The organism is Arthrobacter sp. Soil736 (assembly GCF_001428005.1).
In the GTDB taxonomy this organism is placed as follows: Bacteria; Actinomycetota; Actinomycetes; order Actinomycetales; family Micrococcaceae; genus Arthrobacter.
In genome coordinates this window covers 461,457-485,886 of record NZ_LMSB01000001.1, presented here as the reverse complement: position 1 = coordinate 485,886, position 24,430 = coordinate 461,457, and the positions used below count along the sequence as shown (strand labels likewise).

23 protein-coding genes are annotated in these 24,430 nt (G+C 65.0%); 17 read left to right on the top strand and 6 right to left on the bottom strand.

All coding sequences use genetic code 11. The annotated features are described in order from the left end of the window. Nucleotides 1-49: 49 nt before the first annotated feature. The gene (locus ASG92_RS02265) at nucleotides 50-514 is read right to left on the bottom strand and encodes an Lrp/AsnC family transcriptional regulator (protein ID WP_056623766.1); all 465 of its coding nucleotides are present in this window, start codon (nucleotides 512-514) and stop codon (nucleotides 50-52) included. A 109-nt stretch (nucleotides 515-623) separates the two neighbouring features. Here ASG92_RS02265 and ASG92_RS02260 point away from each other — a divergent pair, with 109 nt between their 5' ends. Continuing rightward, nucleotides 624-1,610 (top strand): DMT family transporter, encoded by a 987-nt coding sequence (locus tag ASG92_RS02260; protein ID WP_240986962.1) that lies wholly within the window; start codon nucleotides 624-626, stop codon nucleotides 1,608-1,610. A gap of 29 nt (nucleotides 1,611-1,639) precedes the next feature. On the opposite strand, the gene ASG92_RS02255 is transcribed toward ASG92_RS02260, so the two are convergent. Beyond that, nucleotides 1,640-2,107: a MarR family transcriptional regulator gene (locus tag ASG92_RS02255; RefSeq protein ID WP_056623763.1), complete on the bottom strand. Its 468-nt coding sequence runs from the start codon at nucleotides 2,105-2,107 to the stop codon at nucleotides 1,640-1,642. A gap of 111 nt (nucleotides 2,108-2,218) precedes the next feature. Between ASG92_RS02255 and ASG92_RS02250 the strand changes: the two genes are divergently transcribed. Continuing rightward, the gene (locus tag ASG92_RS02250; protein ID WP_056623760.1) at nucleotides 2,219-3,445 is read left to right on the top strand and encodes an NAD(P)/FAD-dependent oxidoreductase; all 1,227 of its coding nucleotides are present in this window, start codon (nucleotides 2,219-2,221) and stop codon (nucleotides 3,443-3,445) included. 70 nt (nucleotides 3,446-3,515) lie between these two features. Here the strand turns inward: ASG92_RS02250 and ASG92_RS02245 are convergent, their stop codons facing one another. From ASG92_RS02245 to rbsK, 3 genes are read right to left on the bottom strand one after another with little or no spacing between them, the layout of a single operon-like run. Beyond that, nucleotides 3,516-5,150, bottom strand: coding sequence for a fucose isomerase (locus ASG92_RS02245; RefSeq protein WP_056623757.1), 1,635 nt, complete (start codon nucleotides 5,148-5,150; stop codon nucleotides 3,516-3,518). A 48-nt stretch (nucleotides 5,151-5,198) separates the two neighbouring features. Next, nucleotides 5,199-6,674, bottom strand: coding sequence for an FGGY family carbohydrate kinase (locus ASG92_RS02240; RefSeq protein ID WP_056623754.1), 1,476 nt, complete (start codon nucleotides 6,672-6,674; stop codon nucleotides 5,199-5,201). Next, a complete protein-coding gene (gene rbsK, locus ASG92_RS02235; RefSeq protein WP_056623751.1) occupies nucleotides 6,671-7,585 on the bottom strand; it encodes a ribokinase in 915 nt (304 codons plus the stop codon). Before rbsK ends, ASG92_RS02240 begins: the two co-directional genes overlap by 4 nt. A gap of 167 nt (nucleotides 7,586-7,752) precedes the next feature. Here rbsK and ASG92_RS02230 point away from each other — a divergent pair, with 167 nt between their 5' ends. The 9 genes from ASG92_RS02230 to ASG92_RS02190 all read left to right on the top strand — a co-directional run bounded on the left by ASG92_RS02230 (nucleotide 7,753) and on the right by ASG92_RS02190 (nucleotide 17,288). Then, nucleotides 7,753-8,433 carry a GntR family transcriptional regulator gene (locus tag ASG92_RS02230; RefSeq protein WP_200951856.1) on the top strand — a complete coding sequence of 227 codons (681 nt, stop codon included), beginning with the start codon at nucleotides 7,753-7,755 and terminating at the stop codon, nucleotides 8,431-8,433. A 202-nt stretch (nucleotides 8,434-8,635) separates the two neighbouring features. Then, on the top strand, nucleotides 8,636-9,517 hold the full coding sequence (locus tag ASG92_RS02225; protein WP_056623745.1) for a dihydrodipicolinate synthase family protein: 882 nt from the start codon (nucleotides 8,636-8,638) through the stop codon (nucleotides 9,515-9,517). 33 nt (nucleotides 9,518-9,550) lie between these two features. Next, a complete protein-coding gene (locus tag ASG92_RS02220; protein WP_082579245.1) occupies nucleotides 9,551-11,008 on the top strand; it encodes an MFS transporter in 1,458 nt (485 codons plus the stop codon). Beyond that, nucleotides 11,008-12,132: a sialidase family protein gene (locus ASG92_RS02215; protein WP_056623742.1), complete on the top strand. Its 1,125-nt coding sequence runs from the start codon at nucleotides 11,008-11,010 to the stop codon at nucleotides 12,130-12,132. Before ASG92_RS02220 ends, ASG92_RS02215 begins: the two co-directional genes overlap by 1 nt. A 157-nt stretch (nucleotides 12,133-12,289) precedes the next feature. After that, nucleotides 12,290-12,988 (top strand): GntR family transcriptional regulator, encoded by a 699-nt coding sequence (locus ASG92_RS02210; protein WP_056623739.1) that lies wholly within the window; start codon nucleotides 12,290-12,292, stop codon nucleotides 12,986-12,988. Nucleotides 12,989-13,046: 58 nt separating this feature from the next. Then, nucleotides 13,047-14,054, top strand: a complete 1,008-nt coding sequence (locus ASG92_RS02205) for a phosphoglycerate dehydrogenase (protein WP_056623736.1) — start codon at nucleotides 13,047-13,049, stop codon at nucleotides 14,052-14,054. Between the two features lie 47 nt (nucleotides 14,055-14,101). Further along, the gene (locus ASG92_RS02200; RefSeq protein ID WP_056623733.1) at nucleotides 14,102-15,394 is read left to right on the top strand and encodes a sugar ABC transporter substrate-binding protein; all 1,293 of its coding nucleotides are present in this window, start codon (nucleotides 14,102-14,104) and stop codon (nucleotides 15,392-15,394) included. Between the two features lie 77 nt (nucleotides 15,395-15,471). Then, nucleotides 15,472-16,404, top strand: coding sequence for a sugar ABC transporter permease (locus tag ASG92_RS02195; RefSeq protein ID WP_056623730.1), 933 nt, complete (start codon nucleotides 15,472-15,474; stop codon nucleotides 16,402-16,404). Then, on the top strand, nucleotides 16,404-17,288 hold the full coding sequence (locus ASG92_RS02190; protein ID WP_082579243.1) for a carbohydrate ABC transporter permease: 885 nt from the start codon (nucleotides 16,404-16,406) through the stop codon (nucleotides 17,286-17,288). The genes ASG92_RS02195 and ASG92_RS02190 overlap by 1 nt, the downstream gene beginning before the upstream one ends. 332 nt (nucleotides 17,289-17,620) lie before the next feature. On the opposite strand, the gene ASG92_RS02185 is transcribed toward ASG92_RS02190, so the two are convergent. Continuing rightward, nucleotides 17,621-18,613 carry a 2-hydroxyacid dehydrogenase gene (locus tag ASG92_RS02185; RefSeq protein ID WP_056623728.1) on the bottom strand — a complete coding sequence of 331 codons (993 nt, stop codon included), beginning with the start codon at nucleotides 18,611-18,613 and terminating at the stop codon, nucleotides 17,621-17,623. A 210-nt stretch (nucleotides 18,614-18,823) separates the two neighbouring features. Between ASG92_RS02185 and ASG92_RS02180 the strand changes: the two genes are divergently transcribed. The 6 genes from ASG92_RS02180 to ASG92_RS02155 all read left to right on the top strand — a co-directional run bounded on the left by ASG92_RS02180 (nucleotide 18,824) and on the right by ASG92_RS02155 (nucleotide 24,347). Further along, nucleotides 18,824-19,363: a gluconokinase gene (locus ASG92_RS02180; RefSeq protein WP_056623725.1), complete on the top strand. Its 540-nt coding sequence runs from the start codon at nucleotides 18,824-18,826 to the stop codon at nucleotides 19,361-19,363. Between the two features lie 191 nt (nucleotides 19,364-19,554). Next, nucleotides 19,555-20,187: an aldolase gene (locus tag ASG92_RS02175; RefSeq protein WP_056623723.1), complete on the top strand. Its 633-nt coding sequence runs from the start codon at nucleotides 19,555-19,557 to the stop codon at nucleotides 20,185-20,187. Nucleotides 20,188-20,238: 51 nt separating this feature from the next. After that, nucleotides 20,239-21,588, top strand: a complete 1,350-nt coding sequence (locus ASG92_RS02170; RefSeq protein ID WP_056623720.1) for an MFS transporter — start codon at nucleotides 20,239-20,241, stop codon at nucleotides 21,586-21,588. Between the two features lie 93 nt (nucleotides 21,589-21,681). Then, complete coding sequence (locus tag ASG92_RS02165; RefSeq protein ID WP_056623717.1) at nucleotides 21,682-22,485, top strand: 5-oxoprolinase subunit PxpA; 804 nt, start codon at nucleotides 21,682-21,684, stop codon at nucleotides 22,483-22,485. Nucleotides 22,486-22,533: 48 nt separating this feature from the next. Further along, entirely contained in the window at nucleotides 22,534-23,316 is a 783-nt protein-coding gene (locus ASG92_RS02160) for a carboxyltransferase domain-containing protein (RefSeq protein ID WP_056623713.1), read from the top strand. Then, a complete protein-coding gene (locus ASG92_RS02155; RefSeq protein WP_056623710.1) occupies nucleotides 23,316-24,347 on the top strand; it encodes a biotin-dependent carboxyltransferase family protein in 1,032 nt (343 codons plus the stop codon). The genes ASG92_RS02160 and ASG92_RS02155 overlap by 1 nt, the downstream gene beginning before the upstream one ends. The last annotated feature ends 83 nt before the right edge of the window (nucleotides 24,348-24,430 follow it).

Sequence of the window (24,430 nt, the reverse complement as noted above, 5' to 3'; positions counted from 1 at the left end):
GCCCAACCATCAACCACGCCGGCCGGTTATGCCGGCCGCGGGACGTCGCTTAGGGGATCGGAAGCGGTGACAGCGGCTTTGTGACCGCGAAGGCGAAGGTCGTCTTGATCGACGCGAGTGACGGAATGGCGCGGAGATCCTTGCGCAGGAGTTCCTCGTAGGTTGCGAACGAATCGACGACGATCTTGACGAGGTAGTCGTCATCACCGGCGAGCAGATATGCCTCGACCACCTCCGGGACCGAGCGGAGTTTCGCCTCGACCGCGTCGACGACCTGCGGTGTGTGCGAAAGGAGCGTCAGCCGGGCAAAGGCCGTGATCGCGAGCCCGACGGCGCCCTGGGAAACAACGGCGGTGTAGCCGGCTATCACTCCGCTGTCCTGCAGGTGCCGCACCCGTCGGAGGCACGGCGAGGGCGACAGGCCCACGCGGTCCGCCAATTCCTGGTTCGTCAGCCGGCCGTCCTGCTGCAGCTCGAGCAGGATGTGCCGGTCAATGTCATCGATGGTCACCATTGGCAGATCCTACTACTGAATGGTTATTTTCCGGCAGAAATGGCAATCGGCTGCCCTTCGCGTTTTCCTAAAATTGCTCCAATACAAGGAGATTGAAAGGGAGTTGCCGGTGAACAGCCAGATGCGTACGAGGCTGATGGGCGCAGGTGCACTCGCGGCCACAGTTGTTCTTTGGTCCTCATTTGCACTGTCGGCCAAAGGAATCGGCGCATCTAGCCTGACCACGATCGACGTCGCGCTTATCCGTTTCCTGACGCCGGCGGCGCTCCTCATCCCGTGGATCCCGCGAAGGGTGCGGGCACTTCGGCGGGAGCGGCCCGGCGTACTCCTCCTGCTCCTGATCGGCGGATTGCCGCACTTCCTGCTCTTTGCGTTCGGGGCGCACCTGACGACGGCGGGCCTGACCGGCCTGCTGGTGCCCGGCACGGTACCCCTGTTCGTCACCGCGTTCGTCTTTATCGCGTGGCGTAGCCGCATCCCAGGGCGGCAACTGCTCGCCCTCGGGGCGATCGTCACGGGTGTCGCGGCGAGCGCGTTCCAGGCGACGACAGCGACGACGATCGCAGGCATCGGCGTGCTGCTCGCCGGCGGGATGGCCTGGGCCCTGTTCACGATCGGCCTCCGGCGCACGCAACTTGACCCGATCGGCGTCGTCGTCCTTATCTGCGCGCCCTCGGCACTGGCCGCAGCCGGCCTCGCAGCCTCCGGCCTCATGCCATCGAACCTGGCGGACGGCACGGCAAAACTGCCCGACATCCTGCTGTTCACCGCGCTCCAGGGCGTCGGGACCGGGCTCCTGTCCACGCTCTGCTACGCCTACGCCGTGCGAGCACTCGGCAGCAATATTTCCGCAGCCACGGGCGCCATGAGCCCGGTCCTGACTGCGGTGGTCGCGGTCCCGCTCTTTGGCGAGCACATCACCCCGGCCCTTGCCGTGGCCCTGACACTCATCGTTATCGGCGTCATCGCCTTCAACCTCACGCCAACACGCGCGAAGGGGAACGCCGCGAGCGGGCGGGCCCAAGACATCAGTGCGGCGCCCGGCCCGCCTCATCCCGCGCAGGAGCGAGACGGCCAGCCCGCGGGAGTGGGCTAAGCCGCCAAAGTCACGCCAAGCCGTCCGACCTAAGGTGACGCGGCCAGCCGGCCCGCGGCCTCCTGCTGGATCCGGGCGGCCCGCGTGGAAAAGTCGGCAATCGTGCGCAGCTGCTCGTCACTGTAACCTTCCAGGAGCGCCGCCAGTCCGCCCATGAAGTCCGCAAAGTAGGGTGCGGCCGCGGCTGCCTGGTCGCCCACGAGCTCGATCATGACCTTGCGCCTGTCGTCCTCATGCCGGACCCGGCGTGCGACGCCCTTGCTCTCCAGCCGCTGCATCAAGCCGGTCACCGACGCCGGCGCGAGCCCGGAATGCTCACCGAACTCGCCGGCCGTCATGGGCCCGAAGCGCATGAGGATGTCGATCGCCTTGCCTTCGGTCGCGGAGAGCCCGCGCAGCTCGGACAGCGCTGTGTGGAACATGACGGCCGCCGTCGACAGTTCCCGACCCGACTCGTACACCGCGGCCAACAGGGCTTCTCGCTGCTCGGATTCCATGCTCCGAGGCTAGCAAAATTATTTCGCTTGACCGAAGGGATTGACCGTGCGCATGCCCGGGAATTATATTTCTTTCATCCGAACGAAATAATTTTCTGCGGGGACACCGCCATGTTGAATTGCCTGGTCATCGGCTCCGGGATCTCCGGGCTGTCCACCGCCCTGGCCCTGCGGAAGGCGGGTCATGCGGTCACGGTCTACGAGGCTTACCCCGAACCGTCCGACGGCGTGGGCGGCTTCCTGACCCTCGCCGTCAACGGCTTCGACGCCCTGGACACACTTGGCCTGAAGGACACCGCCCGCAGCCTGGGCTTCAGCACGCCGGGCATGTCGATGTATCTCGGCAGCACCGGGAGGCACCTTGCCGACTTCAATTACGGAGGCACACTGCCGGACGGAACCACCGCCCGCACCATGACCCGCTCGGAGCTCTACGCCTTGCTCCGCAACGAGGCGGTGGAGCGGGGCGCCCGCATCGAGTACGGCAAGCGCCTGCAGGCGGTCGAGGAAAGGCCCGACGGCGTGACCGCCCGTTTCGGCGACGGCACCGCCGCTGCCGGTCACCTCCTGGTCGGCGCCGACGGACTGCGTTCCGCCGTCCGGCCGCTCATTGCGCCTTCATCCCCGCGGCCCAGGAGCATACCGCTGCTCAATACCGGCGGGATCGTTCCGGCCGGCCTCGGCCCCGCTCTGGATGTTGAGCCCGGACGGATGAAGATGGTCTTCGGCAAGCGCTGCTTCTACTGCTACATGCCCGACCCGGACGGCAGGATCTGGTGGTTTGCCAACCCGCTGCAGCGGTCCTCCGGCAATCCCGCCGAGTTGGACGCTTCCGAACTCAAGGGCTGGCTGATGGGGCTCGTCTCCGGGGACCGCACACTGATGGCCCAGATTATTGAAGCCACGGACGGCATCATCACCCCGTACATGACCTACGACTTCCCCACCATTCCGAGCTGGCACCGCGGCCGCATGGTCCTTGTCGGCGATGCGGCCCACGCCGCCTCGCCCTCATCGGGCCAGGGCGCCTCCATGGCCATCGAGGATGCCGTGACGCTGGGCGGCGGCCTTCTGGGCGTCGGGACGGAGGGCATTACGCCGGCCCTGGCACGCTACGAATCGGAGCGCCGCGGCAGGGCCGAGGCGGTGGTCGAATGGGGGCGCCGGAATGCGGCACCGAAGATCAGGGGCCAGTTCCAGCGGGTCTTCCAGGACCTGGCCCTCAGGGTGGTCTTCCGCTCGCTGTCACGCGGCGCGGCCGACAGCTTCGACTGGGTATACGGCCACCACATTCCGTGGGGCCCCGCCCGGGGCGAGGCGGCCGCATTGTCCGGCTAATTCATCGGCGTTTGCCGCCGGCCGGGGATGGCTCTTCCCCTGCTGAGTGTCGGTTCCCCTCTCTCATGCGTCAGAGGGAAACGTCGCCGCACAGGTGGACCTTCACGCCGAGTTCCTCGAAGAAGGCAGCCTTTGCGGCCAGCGCCTTGTCGGCTGTCTCGGCATCCGGAGCGTAGACCACCTGGGCGTGGTTGGCCTTGTGCCGGGCCATCAGCTGGTCGCGGCTCACGCCGTTCAGCACCGCATGCATGATGGGCCACTGCGGATCGGTTGCGTTCAGGCGCCGCTGCGTTTCCTCCGCCGGGAGCTGGACCACGTGGCCCCGTCCGAGGTCCAGGTGCAGTTCGCCGTCCATGATGAACACCCGGGACCACACGATCTCCCCCGGCTTCGAGACACCGGACAGCGTGCCGCCGCCCTTCGGGAAGAACATGGCCGGCTGGCGCATTGAGTACGACTTGTCGTAGCCGCCGTTGTGGGATGCCGGCACCGATCCGGAGATCTCGAACACCCAGACAAATTCGCCGTCGTATTCCTCGCCCCAGCGGACATCATGCAGTGTGTTGGCCGGGTCAAGGCCCATTGCCGTCCAAATCCGGTTGGTCACCAGCGCGTCGACGGCCACGCCCTCGTCCACCTCGTTGAAGTGCGGCAGTGCGCGGCCTTCGAAGAGTTCGCGGGAACCGTCGCGGGAAAGCACCGGCGGGCGCTGAACGTTGTTCAGCAGGCCCTCCGCGAGGTCGGACGCCGGCACGAGGTCCTTGAGTCCTTGCTGGTACTGAATTCCGATCGCGTCGGCGCCGAAGTCGTCGGCGAGCCGTACGGCCGCGATGTACATCTTGAACTGGCTCCGAACCTGGGCAGCGGTCAGTTCGGTGGCTTCATCGGTGCCGAAGTGGAAGGTGAATCCGGCGTCGTCGAGCCAAGTCTTGACTGCCTCGGCCTCGTCATCGCTGACCTGGTTCATTTCGGCGAACAGCGCGCTTTGCGAAAGGCGTTCCTTGTAGATTCCCAGCGGGTTGAGCATCTCGTCATCGATGATGGCGTTGTACATCCCCATGCAGCCCTCGTCGAAGATGCCGATGATGGCCTTCTCCTCCTTCAGCTGCCGGGCCAGTGCCCGCCCAAGGCGCGTTTCATCCGTGTCGGGCAGCGCGGGGAGGTCACGCACGTGGAACTCGTCGTGCACGATGCGGCCACTCGTCAGCCACTCCTTGAGGTTGCCCAATGCCCAGTCGTCGGTGAAGTCTTCGCTCCAGAGGGCGGAGTACTCCACCCCTGCCTTGGTCAGCGACCCGGCGAGGTTGAGGAGCCCGACGAGACCCGGGAACTGCCCGGACCAGTTCGCGACGATCAGGATGGGGCCCTGATGGCTCCGGAGGCCGGCGAGGACGTGGTGCGAGTACTGCCACACCGCTTCCACCACCACAATGGGGGCCGTGGGCGGGATGTTCCTGAAAACATCCATGCCCATTCGCTGGCTGTCGATGAGGCCGTGACCGGTGGCGGGGTTGACCCCGTGGGCCCGCTCCACCGAGAACCCCAAGCTTTCGACGGCGGCGGAAAAGTCCTGCTCGAGCTGCTGCTGGGCGGCCCAGCAGCTGGTGTTGGCGCTGAGCCTCAGGTCGCCGCTGGCGAGGGTGTAGACAGTCCGGTCGGTGGCCTGGGGCAGCGTGAGGGCTTCCGGGAAGGCGTAATCGGTCATGGGGTAGTACCTTTCGTTGAAATACGATGCCGGTTTCACGCGGGCAGGTCAGCCTCGCCCTGCGAGCCTGTGGACGATGTTCTTCGTGGCGGGATACAGCTCGAGGTACAGCTCGTAGAGCTCGCTGTACCGGGCATGCGCGCCGGGTTCCGGCTCGACGATGCCCGCCGGCGGATTCCATTCTGAGATTTCCGCCGGGCCCATCGCGCCGGCTGCCAGGAAGGCGGCACCGAAGCTGGCGCCGACTGTCACGCTGGGGATGACCTGCGGAAGTCCGGTGACGTCGGAGACGATCTGTGTCCAGAGTCCTCCCTGCGTCCCGCCGCCGACGGCCACGATCCGCCGGATATCGCCCCCTGCGGCCTCGATGGCATCGACGTTGTGCCGCACGCCGAACGCGGTGGCTTCCAATGCGGCCCGGTAGAGGTCTCCCCGCCCGTGATCCGTCCTCAGCCCCGCAATCACGCCGCGTGCATAGGGATCGGCTATAGGAGTGCGTTCCCCGGCGAAGTAGGGAAGCATCAGCAGTCCACGTGCGCCGGTGCCGGACGCTGCGGCCAGCTCCAGGAGTTCGGCGTAGTCCGCGTCTCCGCACAGCTGCCGGAGCCAGCCGGTGATTGCGCCGGAGGTTGCCATGCCCCCGGCCAGGTTCCGTGTTCCCTTGAAGGCGCCGACGGTCCCCCACAGGCCCTCGCTGCTGACCGCCGAGGCCACGGTGTTGATGAGGAACATGGTGGTGCCGTACATCAGCATGAGGTCCCCGACCCCCTGGGCGCCCACGCTGACGGCCTCCGTCCAGGCGTCGATGGTCCCGGTGACGACGGGGATCCCTTCGGGAAGTCCCGACGCCGCCGCTGCCTCGGCCGTGATGTGGCCGGCGACGTCGGAGGGCCAGAGCAGTTCCGGAAGCTCGATGTCCGGGGCCACCAGCGCCGAGAAGGGTGCGTACCATTCCTGCGACTGCGTGTCATAAAGCGGAGTCGATTGGCTGGCGGAGTGATGGTCCAGGACATAGGCCCCCGTGAGCTTGTGCGCCAGCCACGACGCCGGCATGTAGAGCCGGCGTGCCCGGGCGAAGACTTCAGGTTCGTTGTCGGCCAGCCAGCGCAGCTTCGGTCCAACGGCTTGAGTGGACAGGGCGGACCCGCAGCGCTTGAGCAATTCAGCGGTTCCGCCGCATTCCGCGGTGAGCTGCTCGATCTGGGCGATGGCCCGTACATCGATGCCGTACAGAATCGCGTTCCGAAGCGGCGTGTTGCTCCCGTCCGTGACCAGGACGCAGGGTCCCATTCCGCTGACGCCCGCGGCGACGACGTCGACACCGCCGTCAGCGAGAAGCTCGCGCGCCATACCGGTCAGCTCGTGCCACCACATTGCGGCGTCCATTTCAGCCATTCCGGGTTCGGGCACCAGGACGCTGTGCTGTCTGCTCGCACTCCGGATCACCGTCCCGTCCAGCGTGGTGAGAATGGCCTTCGAACTTCCGGTCCCGATGTCAATGCCGAAAACGGCCTTCGTCTTCACTTTGCCTCCGCCATGAAATCGTTGATCTCCTGCAACGTGGGCATGGACGATGAGGCGCCCCTGCGCTGGCAGGCCAGCGCAGCAGCCGCGGAGGCTAGCTGCAATCCCGCCGCCGTCGGCCGGCCGTCCGCGAGCCCGACGGCGGCCAGGACGCCCACGAAGGTGTCCCCTGCCGCGGTGGTATCCACGGCGTCCACGGCTACTGCCGGCACGTGATGCCGGATGTTTTGTTCAATCCAGACGGCACCTTTGTCCCCCAGCGTGACCACCACTGATTTCACATAGCGCGCCAGGATCCCGGCGGCGTCCAGTGGATCTGCGGCCTCCTCGCCGAGCTGCGTACACAGCTCCAGCGCCTCGTGCTCATTGGGCACGAGGACATCAACAATGCTGAGCATCCTGCGGCTGGGTGTCCGGACGGGGGCGGGGGTCAGAACGACGGCCACGCCGTGTGCGGCCGCATACTCGGCGGCCTCCTCAACGATGGACAGCGGCAGTTCCTGCTGGAGGAGCAGCACGTCAGACGTCCGAATTGCCTCCTGCTGGGAACCGGTCAAGGACGTCATGAGCCCATTTGCGCCGGGAATGACGATGATGGAGTTTCGGGCATCACCATCCACGACAATGTGGGCGACGCCGGTGCTTCCCGGTTGCTGGGTGATGCCGCCTGTGGGCACTCCGAGGCCGGCGAGCGCGGCCACCACCTCGGCGCCAAAGGCGTCCGATCCGACCGCTCCCAACAACGAGACGTCGGCGCCGGCCCTGGCGGCAGCGACCGCCTGATTCAGCCCTTTACCCCCGGGCATGGTGAAGAACTCATCTCCGGTCACAGTTTCACCAGGCAGCGGTCTGCGCTTTGTCACCGCCACAAGATCCATGTTGATGCTGCCAACTACTGCAATACGCGTCACTGCGCTGTCCTTTCGCTGAGGGGAAACCGCTCGCCCCGTCGAAACGTCAGCGTTCGTTAACCGTTAACGAAACTGTAGGGCAGGGCGGCGCATGACGCAAGGAGCGGCCCCGGCCCTGCTGGTGGGGCAGAATAGAAGGACCAGCAACTCCGATCGAAGGAAAGTCAGTGCAGTCGAATCTGCGTCTTGCGACGATGGGCGAACGGCTCGCCGACCAACTCCGGCGCAACATCATCCGCGGCGAGCTGGCGGTTGGCAGCCACCTTGTGGAAGACACGCTGGCCGAAACATATGACGTGAGCCGCGGGCCGGTCCGCGATGCGCTGAAGATCCTCAGTTCCGAAGGGCTCCTCGACGACCGCCGTCGCGGGTTCTTTGTCCGCGGCTTCTCCCGCACCGATGTTGAGGAGCTGTACTCGCTGCGCACCTCCATGGAAAAGCTGGCCATGAAGCTGGCGGCCGAGCGCACCGGAGCTGGCGGGTGGAGCGCATCGGAGGCAGAGCTCGATGCCATGTATGCCGCTGCGGCCAAGCGGGACTGGCACACCTTCGCCGAACATGACCTGGCGTTCCACGGCACTTTCTACCGACTCTCAGGCCATTCGCGCCTGCAGTCCATGTGGGAGCAGTACCGCCCCACCTTCGGCGCCATGCTCGACGTCACCAATGAACAGGACGTCGACCTCCGCCCTTCAGCTGACGACCACGCCGTGCTTCTGGACCTGGCCAAGGGGACCAAGCTGCCCGAGCTCACGGCCCGGCTGGAGGAGCACCTTGCGGGCTCCCAGCACCGCATGACCACCGCACTCGAACCCTTCTGGCTGCAACTTGAGGCCGCCTCGACCTAAGATCCGGAGCGCAGCATGCTGCCCAACTGAAGGCCGCCCCTCCGTGGGCGGCCTTTTCTCATGCCCTCCGTGGCGGACCAGGCAATTCAGAAAGTCACCTGTGGCGCACTGCCGGGAGCGCGTGTATGGTGGGCCTATCGTTCTCCGTTAACGGTTAACGAGAATATGACTTGTTCCTTCTCTCAGACAATGGAGTCAATCCATGACCACAGTTCCCGAAATCCTCTCCGCCGTTCCCACCCCCTTCACGCAGGACGGGATCCTGGACCTTCCTGCCCTGCGGAGCAACCTTGAGCGGCTGAGCCCCCTGGTGGACGGCGTCTTCGCCGCCGGAACTACGGGCGAATTCCCGGCGCTGACCGATGGCGAGCGGATCGAGGTCATCCGCGAGTCCCTCGCGATCTTCGGTCCCGAGCGCGTCGTTGCCCACGTGGGAGCGCCGTCGGCGCAGCAGGCCGTAAGCCTTTTGCTGTCAGCCAAGGAGATCGGGGCGCAGCGGTTCGCGGCAATCACGCCGTACTTCCTCACCGCATCCCCCGCCGGCGTCGCGGCGTACTACAAGGCCCTCCGGGGTGCTGCCGGCCAAGACAGCCTGTACGCGTACGTCTTCCCCGAGGTTGCCGGAACGGACGTCCAGCCAGGGGATCTGCCAGCCCTGATCGCAGAGGCAGGCATTGACGGCATCAAGGTCTCGGGCGCCGCTTCCAAGCGTGTCCGCGAGTACCTGGCTGCCGCCCCGGAAGGGTTCCGACTGTGGTCAGGAAATGACGCCGACCTTCCCAGCATCCTCGCCCTGGGCGGCCAGGGCACGGTGTCAGGGGTCTCAGCCGTCTGCCCCGAGCCGTGGGCTGCCTACAGGGAGGCCGTCCGCACAAACGATGCAGCAGCCGCGGCCGCGGCCCAGGCAGACATAGAAACTCTTGTGCCGCTGCTGGGTCCCAGCATTGCCGCCCTGAAATTCGGCATCACCCACCGGGGCCTGCCCGGCGGTACTGTCCGCATGAGCATTGACGCCGTCGCACCGGGGCTCCAGCAGGACATTGCCTCCGCCATTGACCGCATCAATGCGGTGGCTTCACGATAAACCAGACCCGCTCTCAATCAAGGACGATTAACTATGAGCACCATTCAGACCGCGGCGGAGAAGAAGTACGTCCGCAAAGTCACGGCTTCAAGCTTCATCGGCAACACGCTGGAGTACTATGACTTCCTCGTTTACGGAACCGCGGCAGCCATTGCCTTCCCGCACGTGTTCTTCCCCAGCGCTGACGGCTTTGTAGGCACCCTCGCGGCCTTCGGAACCTTTGCCGTCGGGTTCCTTGCCCGGCCCCTGGGCGGCATGTTCTTTGGGCGCCGCGGCGATACCGTGGGCCGCAAGTCCACCCTGATCCTGACCCTGGGCATCATGGGCCTGTGCACGTTCCTGATCGGCCTCATTCCCGGCTACGACGTGATCGGCATCTGGGCGCCCATCATCCTCGTCCTGCTCCGGCTGGTCCAGGGCTTCGCCGTCGGCGGCGAATGGGGCGGCTCCATGATCATCGTGCTCGAATCCGCACCCCAGAACCGGCGCGGGTTCTTCAGCGCCTGGCCCAACACCGGCGGGTTCTCCGCACAGATCCTCATCACCGGCGTCTTCGGCCTGGTCTTCCTGCTCCCCCAGGCCGACCAGATTGCCTGGGGCTGGCGGATCCCCTTCCTGCTCTCCGCAGTTGTGCTCGGGGTCGGCATGTACATGCGCCGCAGCCTCAAGGAAAGCCCGGTATTCACAGAGGCAGTGGCCGCCAGAGCAGCCGAAGCCTCACGCATCGACGCCGCCAACACCGGTTCGGCCACGGCAGAGCCTGCCAAGGCCGGCGCGAAGCCGGCACGCGGACCGCTGGCCAGCGTCTTCCTTGATGACTGGCGTAACCTCCTGCTGATTCTGGGACTGCGGTTCGCTGAAGCGCTCCCCTACTTCCTGCTCACCGTCTTCGCGCTGTCCTACGGCCCCAAGAACCTGGGCATCCCCAAGGAACAGCTCACCTTGGCCATCTTCATCATGGCCATCCTGTCCTTCCCCGCGCACGGCCTGTTCGCCAAGCTCTCTGACCGCATCGGGCGCCGGCCTGTCTACTTCTTCGGCTCCGCCGTCGTGTTCGTCATGGCGTTCCCCTTCTTCGGGCTGCTGCACAGCGGGGTCTTCGCCCTGATCCTGCTTGGCTACGTTCTGGTTCTGAACGTCGGACACAATGCGATCAACTCCATCCAGCCCGCGTTCTTCGCCGAGCTGTTCCCGGCGGACCGCCGCTACAGCGGCGCCGCCGCGGGGCGTGAAATCGCCTCCATCCTGGCCGGCGGACTGACGCCGTTCATCGCCACGATGCTGGCCGGAGAAAACGGCACCAACTGGCCCCTGGTGGCCGGATACGTCATGGTTGGCGCCGCGATCAGCATGGTCTCGGTCTGGCTGGCACCCGAGACCTTCAAGCGGAACCTCTTCCTGACCGGCGCACAGCAGGCGGAGAAGGACCTGAAGGACGCAGCAAGCGAGTCCGACGCCCGGCAGATGGCCTCATCCCCGCAGGTCCGTTGATGCCAGAGGTGCTCCCTTCGGCCTTCCCACGGGTCAGCGAACATGTGACCCGCAGCTTCGTTACAGTGGACAACCCCGCCTGGACCCAATGCCACGCCTCAACCATCATCGCGTCCGGACCCCGGTTCCTCGTTGCCTTCTTCGCCGGAACAGCCGAGGGCACGCCCGATAACCACATCTGGCTCTCAACGTCCCCCGACCTGGTCACATGGGGCGCCCCGGTCTGCGTCGATGAAGGCGAGGACGTGGCTCACTGGAATCCCGTCCTTGCCCACGATCCGGACGGCTTGCTGTGGCTGTTCTACAAGAAGGGGCCGCTGATCTCCGCCTGGCAGACGTACTACCGCACGTCCACCGACAACGGAGTTACCTGGTCGCCGGCCGCAGAGCTGGTACCCGGCGACGCCGGCGGCAGGGGTCCGGTCAAGAACCAACCGCTCGCGGTGGGGCGCCGCTGGTTTGCACCGTCTTCGCTCGAGGCCTGGGGGGACGCGCCGGGAGAGACCGCCTGGACCGCCTTCGTGGACATCAGCGATGACTCGGGGCGCTCCTGGACAGCAGTGCCGGTGCCCCTTGACCGGGACCGGCTGCGTGGCGCCGGAATCATCCAGCCCTCGCTGTGGAAAGACCGACGGGGCGGCATCAGCCTGCTGTGCCGGAGCAGTGAAGGCAGTGCTTTCCTCAGCCGGTCTGCCGGGGGCAGCGATGCCGGGGAAATGGTGTTCGGCGAGGCACGGCCGGTGGGCCTGCCGAACAACAACAGCGGGCTGGATGTAGCCGTGCTTCCCGATGGCCGGCTGGTCTGCGCGCACAATCCCGTGGACGGCGACTGGGGACCACGATGCCCGTTGGGCCTCTCCATCTCACACGACGACGGCGAAACCTGGGCATACGCGGTCACGGTTGACGACGGGACAACTCCGATCGGAGACGGACCGGTGCCGACCGACGGCGGTGGGCTGAGGCCAGGGGCCGCGGCAGCTTCCGGCGTGGTCACGACAGGACAGGGTGAATACTCGTATCCCACCCTCACCGTCTCCGGTGACCGTCTCGTGGTGTCATACTCCTGGCAACGCAGGGGGATCGTAGCTGCTTCCATTCCAATCAGTCATCTGAACGTTTAGGCCGTCTTGTGCCGGCACGGCACTCATGGCGCCGCCGCTCCCGCTGGGGAGGGGCGGCGCTTTTTTGTGTGTTGCGCTTCACAAAGTCCTCCTATACAGTTTCGTTAACGGTAAACGGTTTTTGGTTAGCGGTTTTTGGTTAGCAAAGGAGCTTTGGGTGGAAAGAGTGCAGCCTATCCGGCAGCCCAGCTTGGGCTGCCAGGTCGCCGCCGATCTTCGCCTGCGCATCCTCAGCCGCTCCCTGCGGGCCGACACGCATCTTGTCGAAGGTGCGTTGGCCGCCGAGTACGGCGTCAGCCGTGGACCTGTGCGCGAGGCCTTGCGGGAGCTTGAGGACGAGGGCCTTGTCCTCTCGCTCAAACGGGGAACGCTCGTGGTGGGGCTTACCGACCGCGATATCGAAGAACTCTTGAGCCTGCGCGGAGCCATCGAATCGCTGGCGGCGGTGACGGCCATCCGCTCGGCAGTCCCGGCGGACTGGGCCCACATGGAGACTCTGATCGACGGCATGCGCGTTGCCGCCGATCGACGGAACTCCCGCGACTTCGCCGTCGCCGACATGGCATTCCACGGAGGCATTTATGCCATCTCCGGCCACCGCCGGGTCCAGCACGTGTGGGGCCTGTACGAGAAAACCTTCACCGCAATTCTGCAGCTGTCCAACAAATCACCCGATGACCTGGACGCCGCCGTCGCCTCGCACGAAGAACTCCTTCGGATCTTCCGCTCGGGGGACGAGGAGAAGGCACGCCGTGCAATAGGACGCCACCTCCAAGGAACCAGGAACCTGTTCCTCAGCGCAATGAACGCGGAGGGTCGCGCCGCGACGCCCCGGCCACACTTTCAGCACTCCTGAATCCCGCCGACTTCCGCGCAGACGCGGACGTCCAGAACCACCATGCTAGGAGAGAAAAATGACCGCCCCACAAACAGGTCCCGTCGGTGCCGGCAAGAGCATCCTGATCGGACCGGTCAGATATGCCGAGCTGTGCCCTGACGGTCGGAAGCTGCTTCTCGACGCCGGGTTCTCGCTCATCGAAAACCCCGGCGAACGGCCTTACACATTCGAGGACATGCTGCCGTATCTGGGCCAGATCCACGGCGCAGTGGCCGGAGTGGAGCTCTGGAACGAGCAGGTCCTGAGCCTCGCACCGAACCTCCGCGCGATTGGCCGGCTTGGCGTGGGGCTGGACAACCTGGACCTCGATGCCGCCGCCGCCAACGGCACGTTTGTTTCCAATGTCCCGGGCGGGAACGCCAATGCCGTGGCCGAACTTGCCGTCGGAATGCTGATCTCGCTTCAGCGCAAGATCGCCGTCATGGACAAGGACATCCGCGGCGGCCGCTGGGACCGGTACACGGGATCGGAACTGTGCGGAAAGACCCTCGGACTGGTGGGCTTCGGCGCCATTGCCCGCCTCGTGGCCCGCAGGATCTCCGGCTTTGATACCCGGATCATCGCCAGTGACCCCTACGCCGATGCCGAAGCGGCCAAGGCGCTGGGTGTCGAGATTGTGCCGTTCGACGAGGTGATGGCCCGCGCGGACCTTATCAGTGTCCATGCCCCGCACACACCGGATACGCACCACATGATCAACGCAAAAGCCCTCGCACTCATGAAGCCGCATGCCGTGCTGATCAACACCAGCCGCGGCGGGCTCGTGGACGAAACTGCCCTCTTCCAGGCGCTGCAGTCAGGACAGATCGCAGGTGCAGCCCTGGACGTGTGGGAATCGGAGCCCGTTTCACCGGACAACCCCCTTCTGGGTTTGGACAACGTTCTGGCCACAACCCACGCCGCCGCGGACACCGTCGAGGCCTACAGAACCGTCGGACTCGTCACGGCCCAAGCGATCATCGACGTCTTTACCGGAAGTGAACCGCAGAACCTGCGCAACCAACCACGGGTAAGCGCGCTCTAACACCGCTGGACCACAACTTTGCACCATAAATCCGAAAGGGAAATTCAATGAAGAAGAACCTCAGACTGGCGGCAGGACTCGGACTCAGCCTTGCGCTGGCGGCGTCGACCGTTGCCTGCGGCAGCGGATCCGCGCAGCAGGAGCAGAAGGTGACTTCCCTGAGCATCGTTTCAGGGAACAACCCGTGGGCGGCCGGCATCAAGAAGCTGCTGCCGGAATACGAAAAGCAGACCGGAATCAAGGTCAACATTGAGACGTTCGGCAACGAACAGCTCAACGACCAGTACAAAGTGAAATTGAACGCCAGCAGCGCCGACACGGACGTCATGGTCTACCAGCCACAGGACGTCATGCGGGAATTCACGCGGAACAAGTGGCTGACGGACCTCACAGGGTACACGTCAAAGGACGCGTCCTGGAAATGGGACGACTTCCAGAAGCCTGCACAGGAAGCAGCCGCCCTGGACGGGAAGATCTACGGCATTCCCCTCATGACGGAACGTCACGTTATGTACTACCGGGCGGACATCCTCAAGGCCAACAACATCGAAGTTCCCAAGACGCTGGATGAGCTCAAGGCCGCAACCGTCAAACTGAACAATCCAGCGAAGGGCTTCTACGGCATCACGATGCGCGGACAGAAAGTCCCGTCCGTGACCCAGTTCTCGTCGTTCCTCTACAGCTTCGGCGGCGACTTCGCCAAGGACGGCAAGGCAACCATTGACAGCCCCGAGGCTGTGAAGGCTTACACCTTCTATGGCGACCTGCTCAAGACGGCGGGCCCTCCGGGTGCCACCAACATGGGCTTCGTTGAGGCCTCTGCCATCTTCGCCCAGGGAAACGCGGCCTTCTACCTGGACGCCGACAGCCAGGCCTACAACTTCCTGGACAAGACCAAGAGCAACGTCATCGACACCGTGGCCTACGGCTCGTTCCCTGCCGGCCCGGCCGGTTCGAAGCCGTACAACATCGTTCCCTGGGTGGCCGGAGTCAGCGAATTTTCCAAGAAGAAGGACGCCGCGTTCGACTTCATCAAGTGGGCCACGAGCGAGGAAATGTTCAAGAAACTGATGGTCAGCGACACCGTTCCCTCACCCCGCCAGTCGACCTGGGATGATTCGACAGCAACTGCCAAATTCCCGGCAGGTCTGGTCAAGATTGTTCAGGGCATCGCCGCGACCGGCGTCGGCCACGACCGGCCGCAGCTGGAACAGGTGGCCCGCGCCCGCGAGTTCGTGGGCGGGCCCGTCGTCACCGCCATCGAAGGCGGCGACGTTGCCTCCGCCGCGACAGCGGCCAACAAGTCGTTCCAGGAACTGCTGGACAAGGAATCCAAGTAATAGTTGCTCCGGGCTGCGGCGGGCCGGCCTCCCGGCCCGCCACAGACCCTGCAACTGACAAGGTGATGGAATCTACGATGACTGCAACCACGATTTCCCCCCGCAAAATAAAGCCCACCTCACCGTTCTGGCAGTGGGCCGACCGCCACATGAAGTGGCTCTTCATCAGCCCCGCCGTGATCTTCGTGATCGTGCTGATCGCCTTCCCGATCGGGTACACGGTCTACCTGTCCCTGACCGACGCGGCAGGGTCCATCAACCGGCCCAAGGACTTCGTCGGGCTGGATAACTACGTGCACTGGCTTACCGACTTTGAACGGTTCTGGCCGGCAGTCGGGAGAACCGCGTACTTCACCACGTTCGCAATTCTCATCGAGCTGATCCTGGGGCTTGCGATCGCACTGATGCTGCGCAAACCGTTCAAGGGCCAGGGTTTCGTGCGAGTCCTTATCCTGCTTCCGCTGGTGGCAACCCCCGTGGCTGTGGGCATGATGTGGCTCCTGATCTTCGAGCCATCCATCGGCTTCGCCAACGAAGTGATGAGGTGGCTTGGCCTCAGCCCCCAAGGCTGGATCTCGTCCAAGGAACAGGCCCTGAACACCCTGATCTTCGTCGATGTCTGGCAGTGGACCCCAATGATGGTCCTCATCCTGCTCGCGGGCCTGGGCGCCCTGCCGGAAGACCCGGATGAGGCCGCACGCGTCGACGGCGCCAACGCCTGGCAGCGCTTCCGCCACATCACGGTACCCCTGCTGATGCCCGCAATCATCGCCGCGGTCCTGCTGCGGGCCATCGACGCACTCAAGACCTTCGACATCCTGTACACGACCAAGGGCAGGGGCGGCGGATCCAACAACGAGGTCGAAACCCTGAACATCCTCGCCTACGGCGAAAGTTTCGAATACTCCCAGTACGGCAGCGCCTCCGCCCTGCTGATCCTGTTCTTCATGCTCATCCTCATCGTGCTGTCCCTTCTGGCATTGGCACGGAAGAAAGGAAACCGGGTCTGATGAGCCTCACTCAAGCCCAAAGGCCAGCCCTTCAAGCCGCAGTCGTCCCCCAAAAGATGCGTAAGGCGCCTACCTCACGACGCATCATGACCGGCCTCAGGGTCCTCGGCATCATCGCCGTCGTCTTCGTGCTCGTCGCTCCGCTGGTCTGGATGCTCCTGGCCTCCCTCAAAACCAGCTTGGACATCACCAACCCTGCCAGGACGTTCGACTTCCTGCCGACGCTGGAAAACTACAACAACGTCATCAACACCCAGAAGTTCCTGCCGTTTATCCTGAACAGCTTCATCGTCGCCGCCGGTGCAACCACCGTCGCCTTGCTGGTTGGCGTGCCTGCTGCCTACGCCATCGCCCGGTTCAAGGTCACCAACGCGACCGCTTTCCTCCTGCTCGCCCGCGTCATCCCCGGCGTCAGCCTGCTCGTGCCCTGGTACTACGTCTTTTCCCAGCTCGGAATCGTGGGGTCCTACGGTGTCCTTATCCTCACCCACATCTTCGTCACCATGCCGCTGGTGGTGGCAATCCTGGCCAGCTTCTTCGAAGGAATGCCGCTTGAACTGGAGGAATCGGCACAGGTGGACGGGCTGACGCGCATCGGTTCCTTTGCACGAATCACCCTGCCGCTGGCCACCCCGGGCATCGCAACGGCAGCGATCCTGTCGTTTATCTTCAGCTGGAACAACTTCCTGTTCGCCCTTGTACTGTCCAACCAGGAGACACGCACTCTGCCCGTGGCGATCTCAAACTTCACCGCCTACGCGTCGGTCGACTGGGGCGGCCTCATGGCAGCTTCAGTGCTGATCACCGTCCCGGTCATGATGGTTGCCCTCTTCGCGCAAAAATACGTCGTAGCAGGACTGACGGCCGGCGCCACAAAGGGCTAAAGTCCGGCGAAGAAAGCTTCGTGCAGCGAGTTTCCTTCCCCTAGGCACCGCTGCACCAGAAAACCGAGAGATCAGAGACACAGCGCCTCCGTTCAGATGAACTTGAACGGAGGCGCTTCACTGCCCGATCGCAGCCCTGAGTCCAGCCGAGCCTGTTTCCCGCTGCCATGTCACCGGCTGCCCATCCACGCTGGGAACGACTGCTCCTTCATGAAATTCGCGCGCCTGTCCGTGTTCGGTATCTGCGCGCGAAATAGCGGGGGCCGGGCAGTGGGTGCCGGTCTTGGCCGTATGAGGTTCGTGGCGGCGAGAATTCACCAAGGCCCGTTTTTTCATGATCGAGGCTCCTTTGACGAGTCCCCGTGACCGTCGGTGGCGGACCGCTGGAACGGTCCCGCCTGGACGAGGTTGGCTGGCGCCCGGCCCTCGGCGAGGGCATCCAACTGCTTCGCCAGCAGCTTGCGGATACGTGGCTCGAAGGCCGAGGCGTTGCCGCCGATGTGGGGTGTGATGAGCGCGTTCGCGGCCTGCCAGAGCGGGTGTTCCTTTGGCAAGGGTTCGGGGTCGACGACGTCGAGTGCGCAATGCAGGCGGCCGGAGGCCACCTCCGCCGTCAGGGCGTCCGTGTCCACAACGGGTCCGCGCCCGACGTTGACCACGAGGGCGCCGTCAGGCATGGCTGCCAGGACTTCAGCGTTCACAAGGTGGCGTGTGATGTCGTTCAGCGGGGTAACGGTGACCAGGACGTCGTGACTGGAGGCCAGGCGGGCGAGGTCCTGCACGCCATGGATTGGGCCGTGCTCGTCAGTCCTGGCAGAACTGCCTACCCGGGTTAGCTCGACCTCGAAGGGTTCCAGCCGCCGGGCTATTTCGTGGCCGATTCCGCCGACGCCGACCAGCAGGACGCGTCGGTCTGCCAGAGACAGCCTGCGTTCCGGTCGCCAGCGCCGAGCCTGCTGGTCCCGCGCGGCAACGTCGATCCCCCGCAGTTTAGCCAGGATGAGACCGACGGCGAGCTCGGCCGTTGCCGCCGCGTGGACCCCTGCCGCGTTGGAAACTCCGGCGGCGGGACCGGCAGCTTCGATGATGCCGTCGTAGCCCGTCGACTGGGCTTGAACGAACTTGAGGCCGGGCACATTCCGCAGCTCTCCCAGCACCTCGCCCGCGTTCAGATAGGGAAGGATGACGGCATCGATTTCAGCCAACCCGGCACCGTCCGGAGACGAGCGAAGGTCCCACACGACCGCGCGCAACGACGGGGGCAGCGGCTGGAGGCGGGACAGCAGCTCTGTGTCCGGAAAGCTGACGGTGTGGACGAGTTGCATGGGGGCCTTTCGTGGTGCGGGACGGGAGAGGGCTAAGGTCAGCCCGGAAAGATATGAGAATCTTTTCTCAGATTCCGACCGCAGTCAAGACTCCGCGTTGGCGCCTTCCTGAACATTGACATGTGCGAAAAATCTGAGAAACTATTCGCAAGTGTGAAATGAATCTCACCACCTCCGAGGCGACGGCGCCCGGAGCGAAAGGAGCCCGCAATGGGTAGCAATCCACTCCCGCCCCTGGTGGTCATGGGCGTCTCCGGTTCAGGAAAATCCACCCTCGGCTCTCTGCTGGGCGAAAGGCTCGGACTGCCCTTCATAGACGGCGACGACCTGCATCCGGCAGCCAACAAAGAGAAGATGCGCACCGGGAATCCCCTTTGCGATGAAGACAGGCGGCCATGGCTCGAGGAGATTGGCCGGACACTCCGGGAAGCCCAAGGGACCGGCGCCGTCCCGATCATCGCCTGCTCGGCATTGAAGCGCTCCTACCGTGATCTGCTCAGGCTTCACGTGCCGGACCTGGTCTTCATCCATCTCACAGGCAGCCGTGAGGTACTCCTGCAGCGAATGAACGCGCGAAATCACGAATTCATGCCCGCAAGCCTGCTGGAGTCACAGCTGGCAGCCCTGGAATCACCGGCCGCGGATGAACGACACATACGCGCCGACTTCCAACTCCCGCCCGAAGGCCTCCTCGAGCAAATCTGCTCCGACCTCGATGCCCTCACCGCACGCGCGGCGGCCACGCGCTAAGTACAGCCGCCGCTCAGGCGACAGACCGCCGGCGGAGCCGAGCCGGCCCCGGGGCGACGCGAACCTTTTACATTCCCGAAACAGAAAACCCTTGACGGATGAAAAAGAAAACGCGAAACTTTTCTCATATGTGATTGACGTCTCAAGGCGTTGGACTCATCCGAACCCTCCCAATCCCAAGGTGGAACACAATGGCAACAACGCTCGAACTCACAGTCCGCACCGCACCCTGGACCCGGCCGGCCCGGGATCTGGTCAAGGCCTTCGAGAAGTTCCCCGTGGCCAACATCGGCGACGCCATGGAACGTCTCGGCCTCGTGGACGGCAACATCAACCCCGTCTGGGCCGGGGCGCACTGTGTCGGGTCAGCGCTGACGGTCCTCGGTGCCGCCGGCGACAACGCCGCCGTCATCGAGGCACTGAACTACATTGAGCCTGGAGATGTCGTGGTCATCAACGGATTCGGCCACGAGCACCGCGCCCTGGTTGGCGAGCAGCTGTCCCAGCGCTTCGAGGCTGCAGGTGCAACCGGCGCCGTCATCGACGGCTACATCCGGGACCGCGCCACCATCACGGATATCAAATTCCCGGTCTTCGCCAGGGGCACCACCCCTGCCGGGCCGTTCAAGAACGGCCCCGGCGTGATCGGCGAACCCGTGGCCATCGGCGGCATCGTCTGCTCGGCCGGTGACATTGTCGCCGCCGATGACGACGGCGTGGTCATCATCCCGCAGGCGCGCGCAGCCGAAATCCTGGAACGCGTTATCGCAGTCGCCGCACACGAGGCCGAAATGACGGCCGAAATTACCCGCGAATACAGCTAGAACAAGCTTCTCCCGCCCCCGGCACCCCGCCTAGACTGAGAGACACCCACCATGACTAATTCATCGACGGAATCAGTGGAACTGAACACCGCACAAATCCGCGTTGTGACCGCGGACGGCAAAGTGGTGCGCAAGGCCACCATTGCCGGCACCATGGGCTCCTTCGTGGAGTGGTACGACTACGGCATCTACGGCCTCCTGACCACATACCTCGCCATCAACATCATGGGTTCGAAGGACCTCGGATCCCTGCTGCTGACCAACGTCGGCTTCCTGGTCAGCTTCCTCGCCCGCCCCTTTGGAAGCGTGATCTGCGGCTACCTGGGGGACAAGCTGGGGCGCAAAAACCTGCTGGCCGTGCTGCTGCTGCTCATCTCGGGCGCCACGGCCTGCATCGGCCTGATCCCCTCCTCCTCCGTGATCGGCTGGGCTGCACCGGCGCTGCTGATCCTCTTCCGGATCCTGCAGGGCTTCTCCGCCGGCGGCGAAGTGGCCGGCGCCATGGCCTTCGTGGGTGAATACGCCCACAACCGGCACCGCAATTTCTCCATGAGCTTCATCGCCGTCGGGTCCTTCTGCGCCCTGCTCTTCGGCAGCGCCCTGTCCGCCACCCTGATCACCACGCTCGGCGACGCGACCATGGAATCCTGGGCCTGGCGCGTTCCGTTCCTGTTCGCCCTGCCGCTGGGCTACGTCGGGTACTACATCCGCTCGAAGATGGAAGACACTCCGCATTTCGCCGCCCTCCGCGAGCGCAATGAGGTGGAGCGTAACCCGCTGCGCGCTGCATTGACGTCGAAGCGCCACCTGAAGGCGATCGCCCTGACCATCTTCCTTCCCGCACTCAATGGCCCCGGCTACTACCTGCTGTTCGCCTACATGCCCACCTACCTGAAGACCCAGCTGGGCACCGGCAACAACTTCACCATGGTCCAGGCCCTCACCGTCACCGCCTTCAGCCTGGTGGCCATCATCATCTCCATTCCGCTGATGGCCCGCCTGTCCGACCGCATCGGCCGCAAACCCGTCCTGGCCGTCTCCGCCATCCTCATGGCGCTGGTCTCCTACCCGATGTTCGCGATGATCACCACCGGCAACATGCTCCTGGCCTGCATCGCCACCGTCGTCATGGCCATCGCCTTCTCCGGCCACGCCGCCGTCGTCCACACCGTGCTGACCGAAATGTTCCCCACCACCGTCCGCTACAGCGCCTACAGCATCGGATTCAGCATCAGCACCATCATCTTCGGCGGCAGTGCGCCGCTGGTGATGACGGAGATCATCAAGGCAACCGGCAACAGCATGGTCCCCGCCTACGCCGCCATCGGCACCGCCATCATCACCCTGGTGTCCGTGCTCTTCCTGAAGGAAACCAAGGGCGAGCCGCTGCAAACCCACTAACAAGACCCGAACGACGGCGGCCTGCCGCCATTGCCGGCCAGCCGCCGTCGTCGGACCACAGAGCACCATCACAAGAACCACAGGGAGCCAACCTTGAGCATCAATTCAGTCGCCGTCGTCGCGGACCTCGGCGAAAGCTACGGCAACTACACGATCGGCGACGACGACGCCCTCCTGGGCCTGGTCACCGCCTCAAACATCGCCTGCGGCTTCCACGCCGGCGATCCCCGCGTCATGGACGCCACTGTTAAGTCCTGCGTGGACCGCGGCATCGAACTCGGCGCCCACCCCGGGTACCCGGACCTCGTCGGCTTCGGCCGCCGCCTGATCGAAGCCAGCGAAGAGGAAATCCGCACCGACGTCCTCTACCAGCTCGGCGCCCTGGACGCCTTCGCCCGCATCCATGGCGGCAAGATCAGCCACGTCGCCCCGCACGGCCGCATGGGCAGCATCGCCCAGACCGACGCCAAGCACGCCCGCGCCATCACCGACGCCGTCAAGGCCTACGACCCGTCCTACATTGTTATCTGCCAGAACGGGCTCCTGGCCGACGAGTCCAGGAAGCGCGGACTCGAAGTCGGCTACGTGTTCCTGGCCGACCGCGGCTACGGGGAGGACGGCATGCCTGTTTCCCGCAATACCGACGGCGCACTCCTGCACGACCCCGAGGAGATCGGCCGCCGCGTGGTCCAGGTCGTCACGGAAGGCACCGTTCGCGCCGTCACCGGCAAGGTGGTCCCGCTGGGCCACGACGCCGACGTCGTCCTCCTCCACGGCGACCACCCGCAGGTTCTCGAAAACGGCACCGCACTCCGCGCCGCATTGGAAAAGGCCGGCATCAAGGCCACCGGGCTGAAGGACGTCCTCGCCGAAAAGGCCCGCCGGGCCGCCGCCTAACCCCGCAACCTCCACCTACGCCACCACCCGAGTACGGAACAAGGAAACATGAGCACCCAGCCAGGACAACCGCCGCGACGGCTACCTGACATCGAGGCCACGCCCTTCGGTGACTCGGCCCTCATGCTCAAGGTGGCCACGGCCGACGCGGAGGAACGACAGTCCGGCAGCCGCAGACTCCGGGAGATCCTGCTCGACGTGCGTCCGCACGGGCTGACCGACGTCGTGGCCGGCGTGGATTCCCTGCTGGTCGAGTTTGACTGCCTCGCCGTCAGCCATGGCCAACTCGCCCAGACGATCAGGCTAGCGGTGGCAGGCAGCGGGCTGGAGCACACCGAGCCGGGCCGCGCCGCGGAGCTGTTCGTGATTCCCATGGTGGTCAGCGACACCTACTCCCCCGACCTTCCCGCCGTCGCGGAGGAGCTGGGGATCAGCCAGGAAGCGGTGCTGGGGCTCCTGGAGGAGTCCGAGCTGTCGATCAACCTGCTCGCCTCCGCCATGGCACCCATGATGGGCGCCGTGCGGTTCCCCGGCCAGGTCAGCCGCTGCAAGGAGCCGCGCACCAACGTCGACAGCGGCTCCGTCATGGTGGCCGGGACCAGCGCCATCATTCAGCCTTTCCCGGGACCCAGCGGCTGGAAGGTCATCGGGCGGACGCCGCTGACGGTATGCGACATCCGGGAAAACCCGGCCACCTCGTACCGTCCCGGCGACCGGGTCCGCTTCCGGATCGTCCCGGCGAGCGAATGGGAGCATCTTGAGGGACAGTTCCTCAGGCCGGAGGGCCACCAGGACCCGATGACGGCACCAGACTCCCGGAAGGACCACTAATGGGCGCCGCTGAACTGGCTGTTGGCCTGAAAGTCCGGGAAGCCGGGTGGCTGGCCACGTTCCAGGACCTTGGACGGGAACATTCCGAGTTCATGGGCGTTCCGTGCGGCGGCGCGGCGGACCAGCATTCAGCCGCTGTCGCCAACATCCTGGTGGGTAACCGCCGCACAGCCACCTGCATCGAAATCATGGGCGGCCGGTTCACGTTCACTCCCGCCGCCCCCATCCTCATGGCCCTTACCGGCGCCCCCGCCGACGTCACCGTCGACGGCCAGGCAGTCAGCATGTGGGAGCCCGTCTGCGTCCCCGGCGGCTCCCGGGTCATGATCGCCAACGCCAGAGGCGGCATGCGCAATTACCTGGCACTCAGCGGCTCCCTCGTGACCGGTCGCTTCATGGGCAGCGCCGCCCCCGAGGCGCGCATGGGCTTCCCGCAGCAAATCACCGCCGGACAGGACCTCGAGCTCGGCACCCGCTACCGGGGATTTGAGCACCCCTACCTCTCCCAGCCGCTGTTCCGGCTGCCGGTGCCCGTGCCGGCCTTCTCCCCCGGAACCTGGAGCATCGACATCGTCGAGGGCCCGGAAACCGAGGCGGCGCCGGGCATCAGGGAGCTCCTGTCTTCGCGCGCCTACACCGTCACCGCCAAGTCGAACCATGTCGGGCTGCGCCTGGACGGCCCCGTCATTCATCCTGAGGGTCTCGGCGAAATCGTGTCCCACGGCGTCCCGATCGGCGCTTTCGAGATCCCGCACGGGGATGAACTGATCATTCTGGGGCGGTACCGGACCCTGACCGCCGGCTACCCGATCGTCGCGTTCGCCACGAAGGCATCCCTGCCTTTACTGGGCCAGGCACGGCCGGGCCAGAAGATGACCTTCCGCTGGGTCAGCCAGGACGACGCCGTCGAACGCCACCGCGAAGAGCAGCGGCAACTGCAGGTGCTGGAGGATCGCGTCCGCAACCTGTTCCTCGCCGTAGATCTGCCGCACGCCGCCGCCAGCCACGCCCCGGAGCAGACGGCCGCCTGAGGTATTCCTCGCCGGATGCTTGACCTCCACCGGGCTAGATGAGAAACTTTTCGCATATGCGATTTGAATCTCATTGCTCAAAC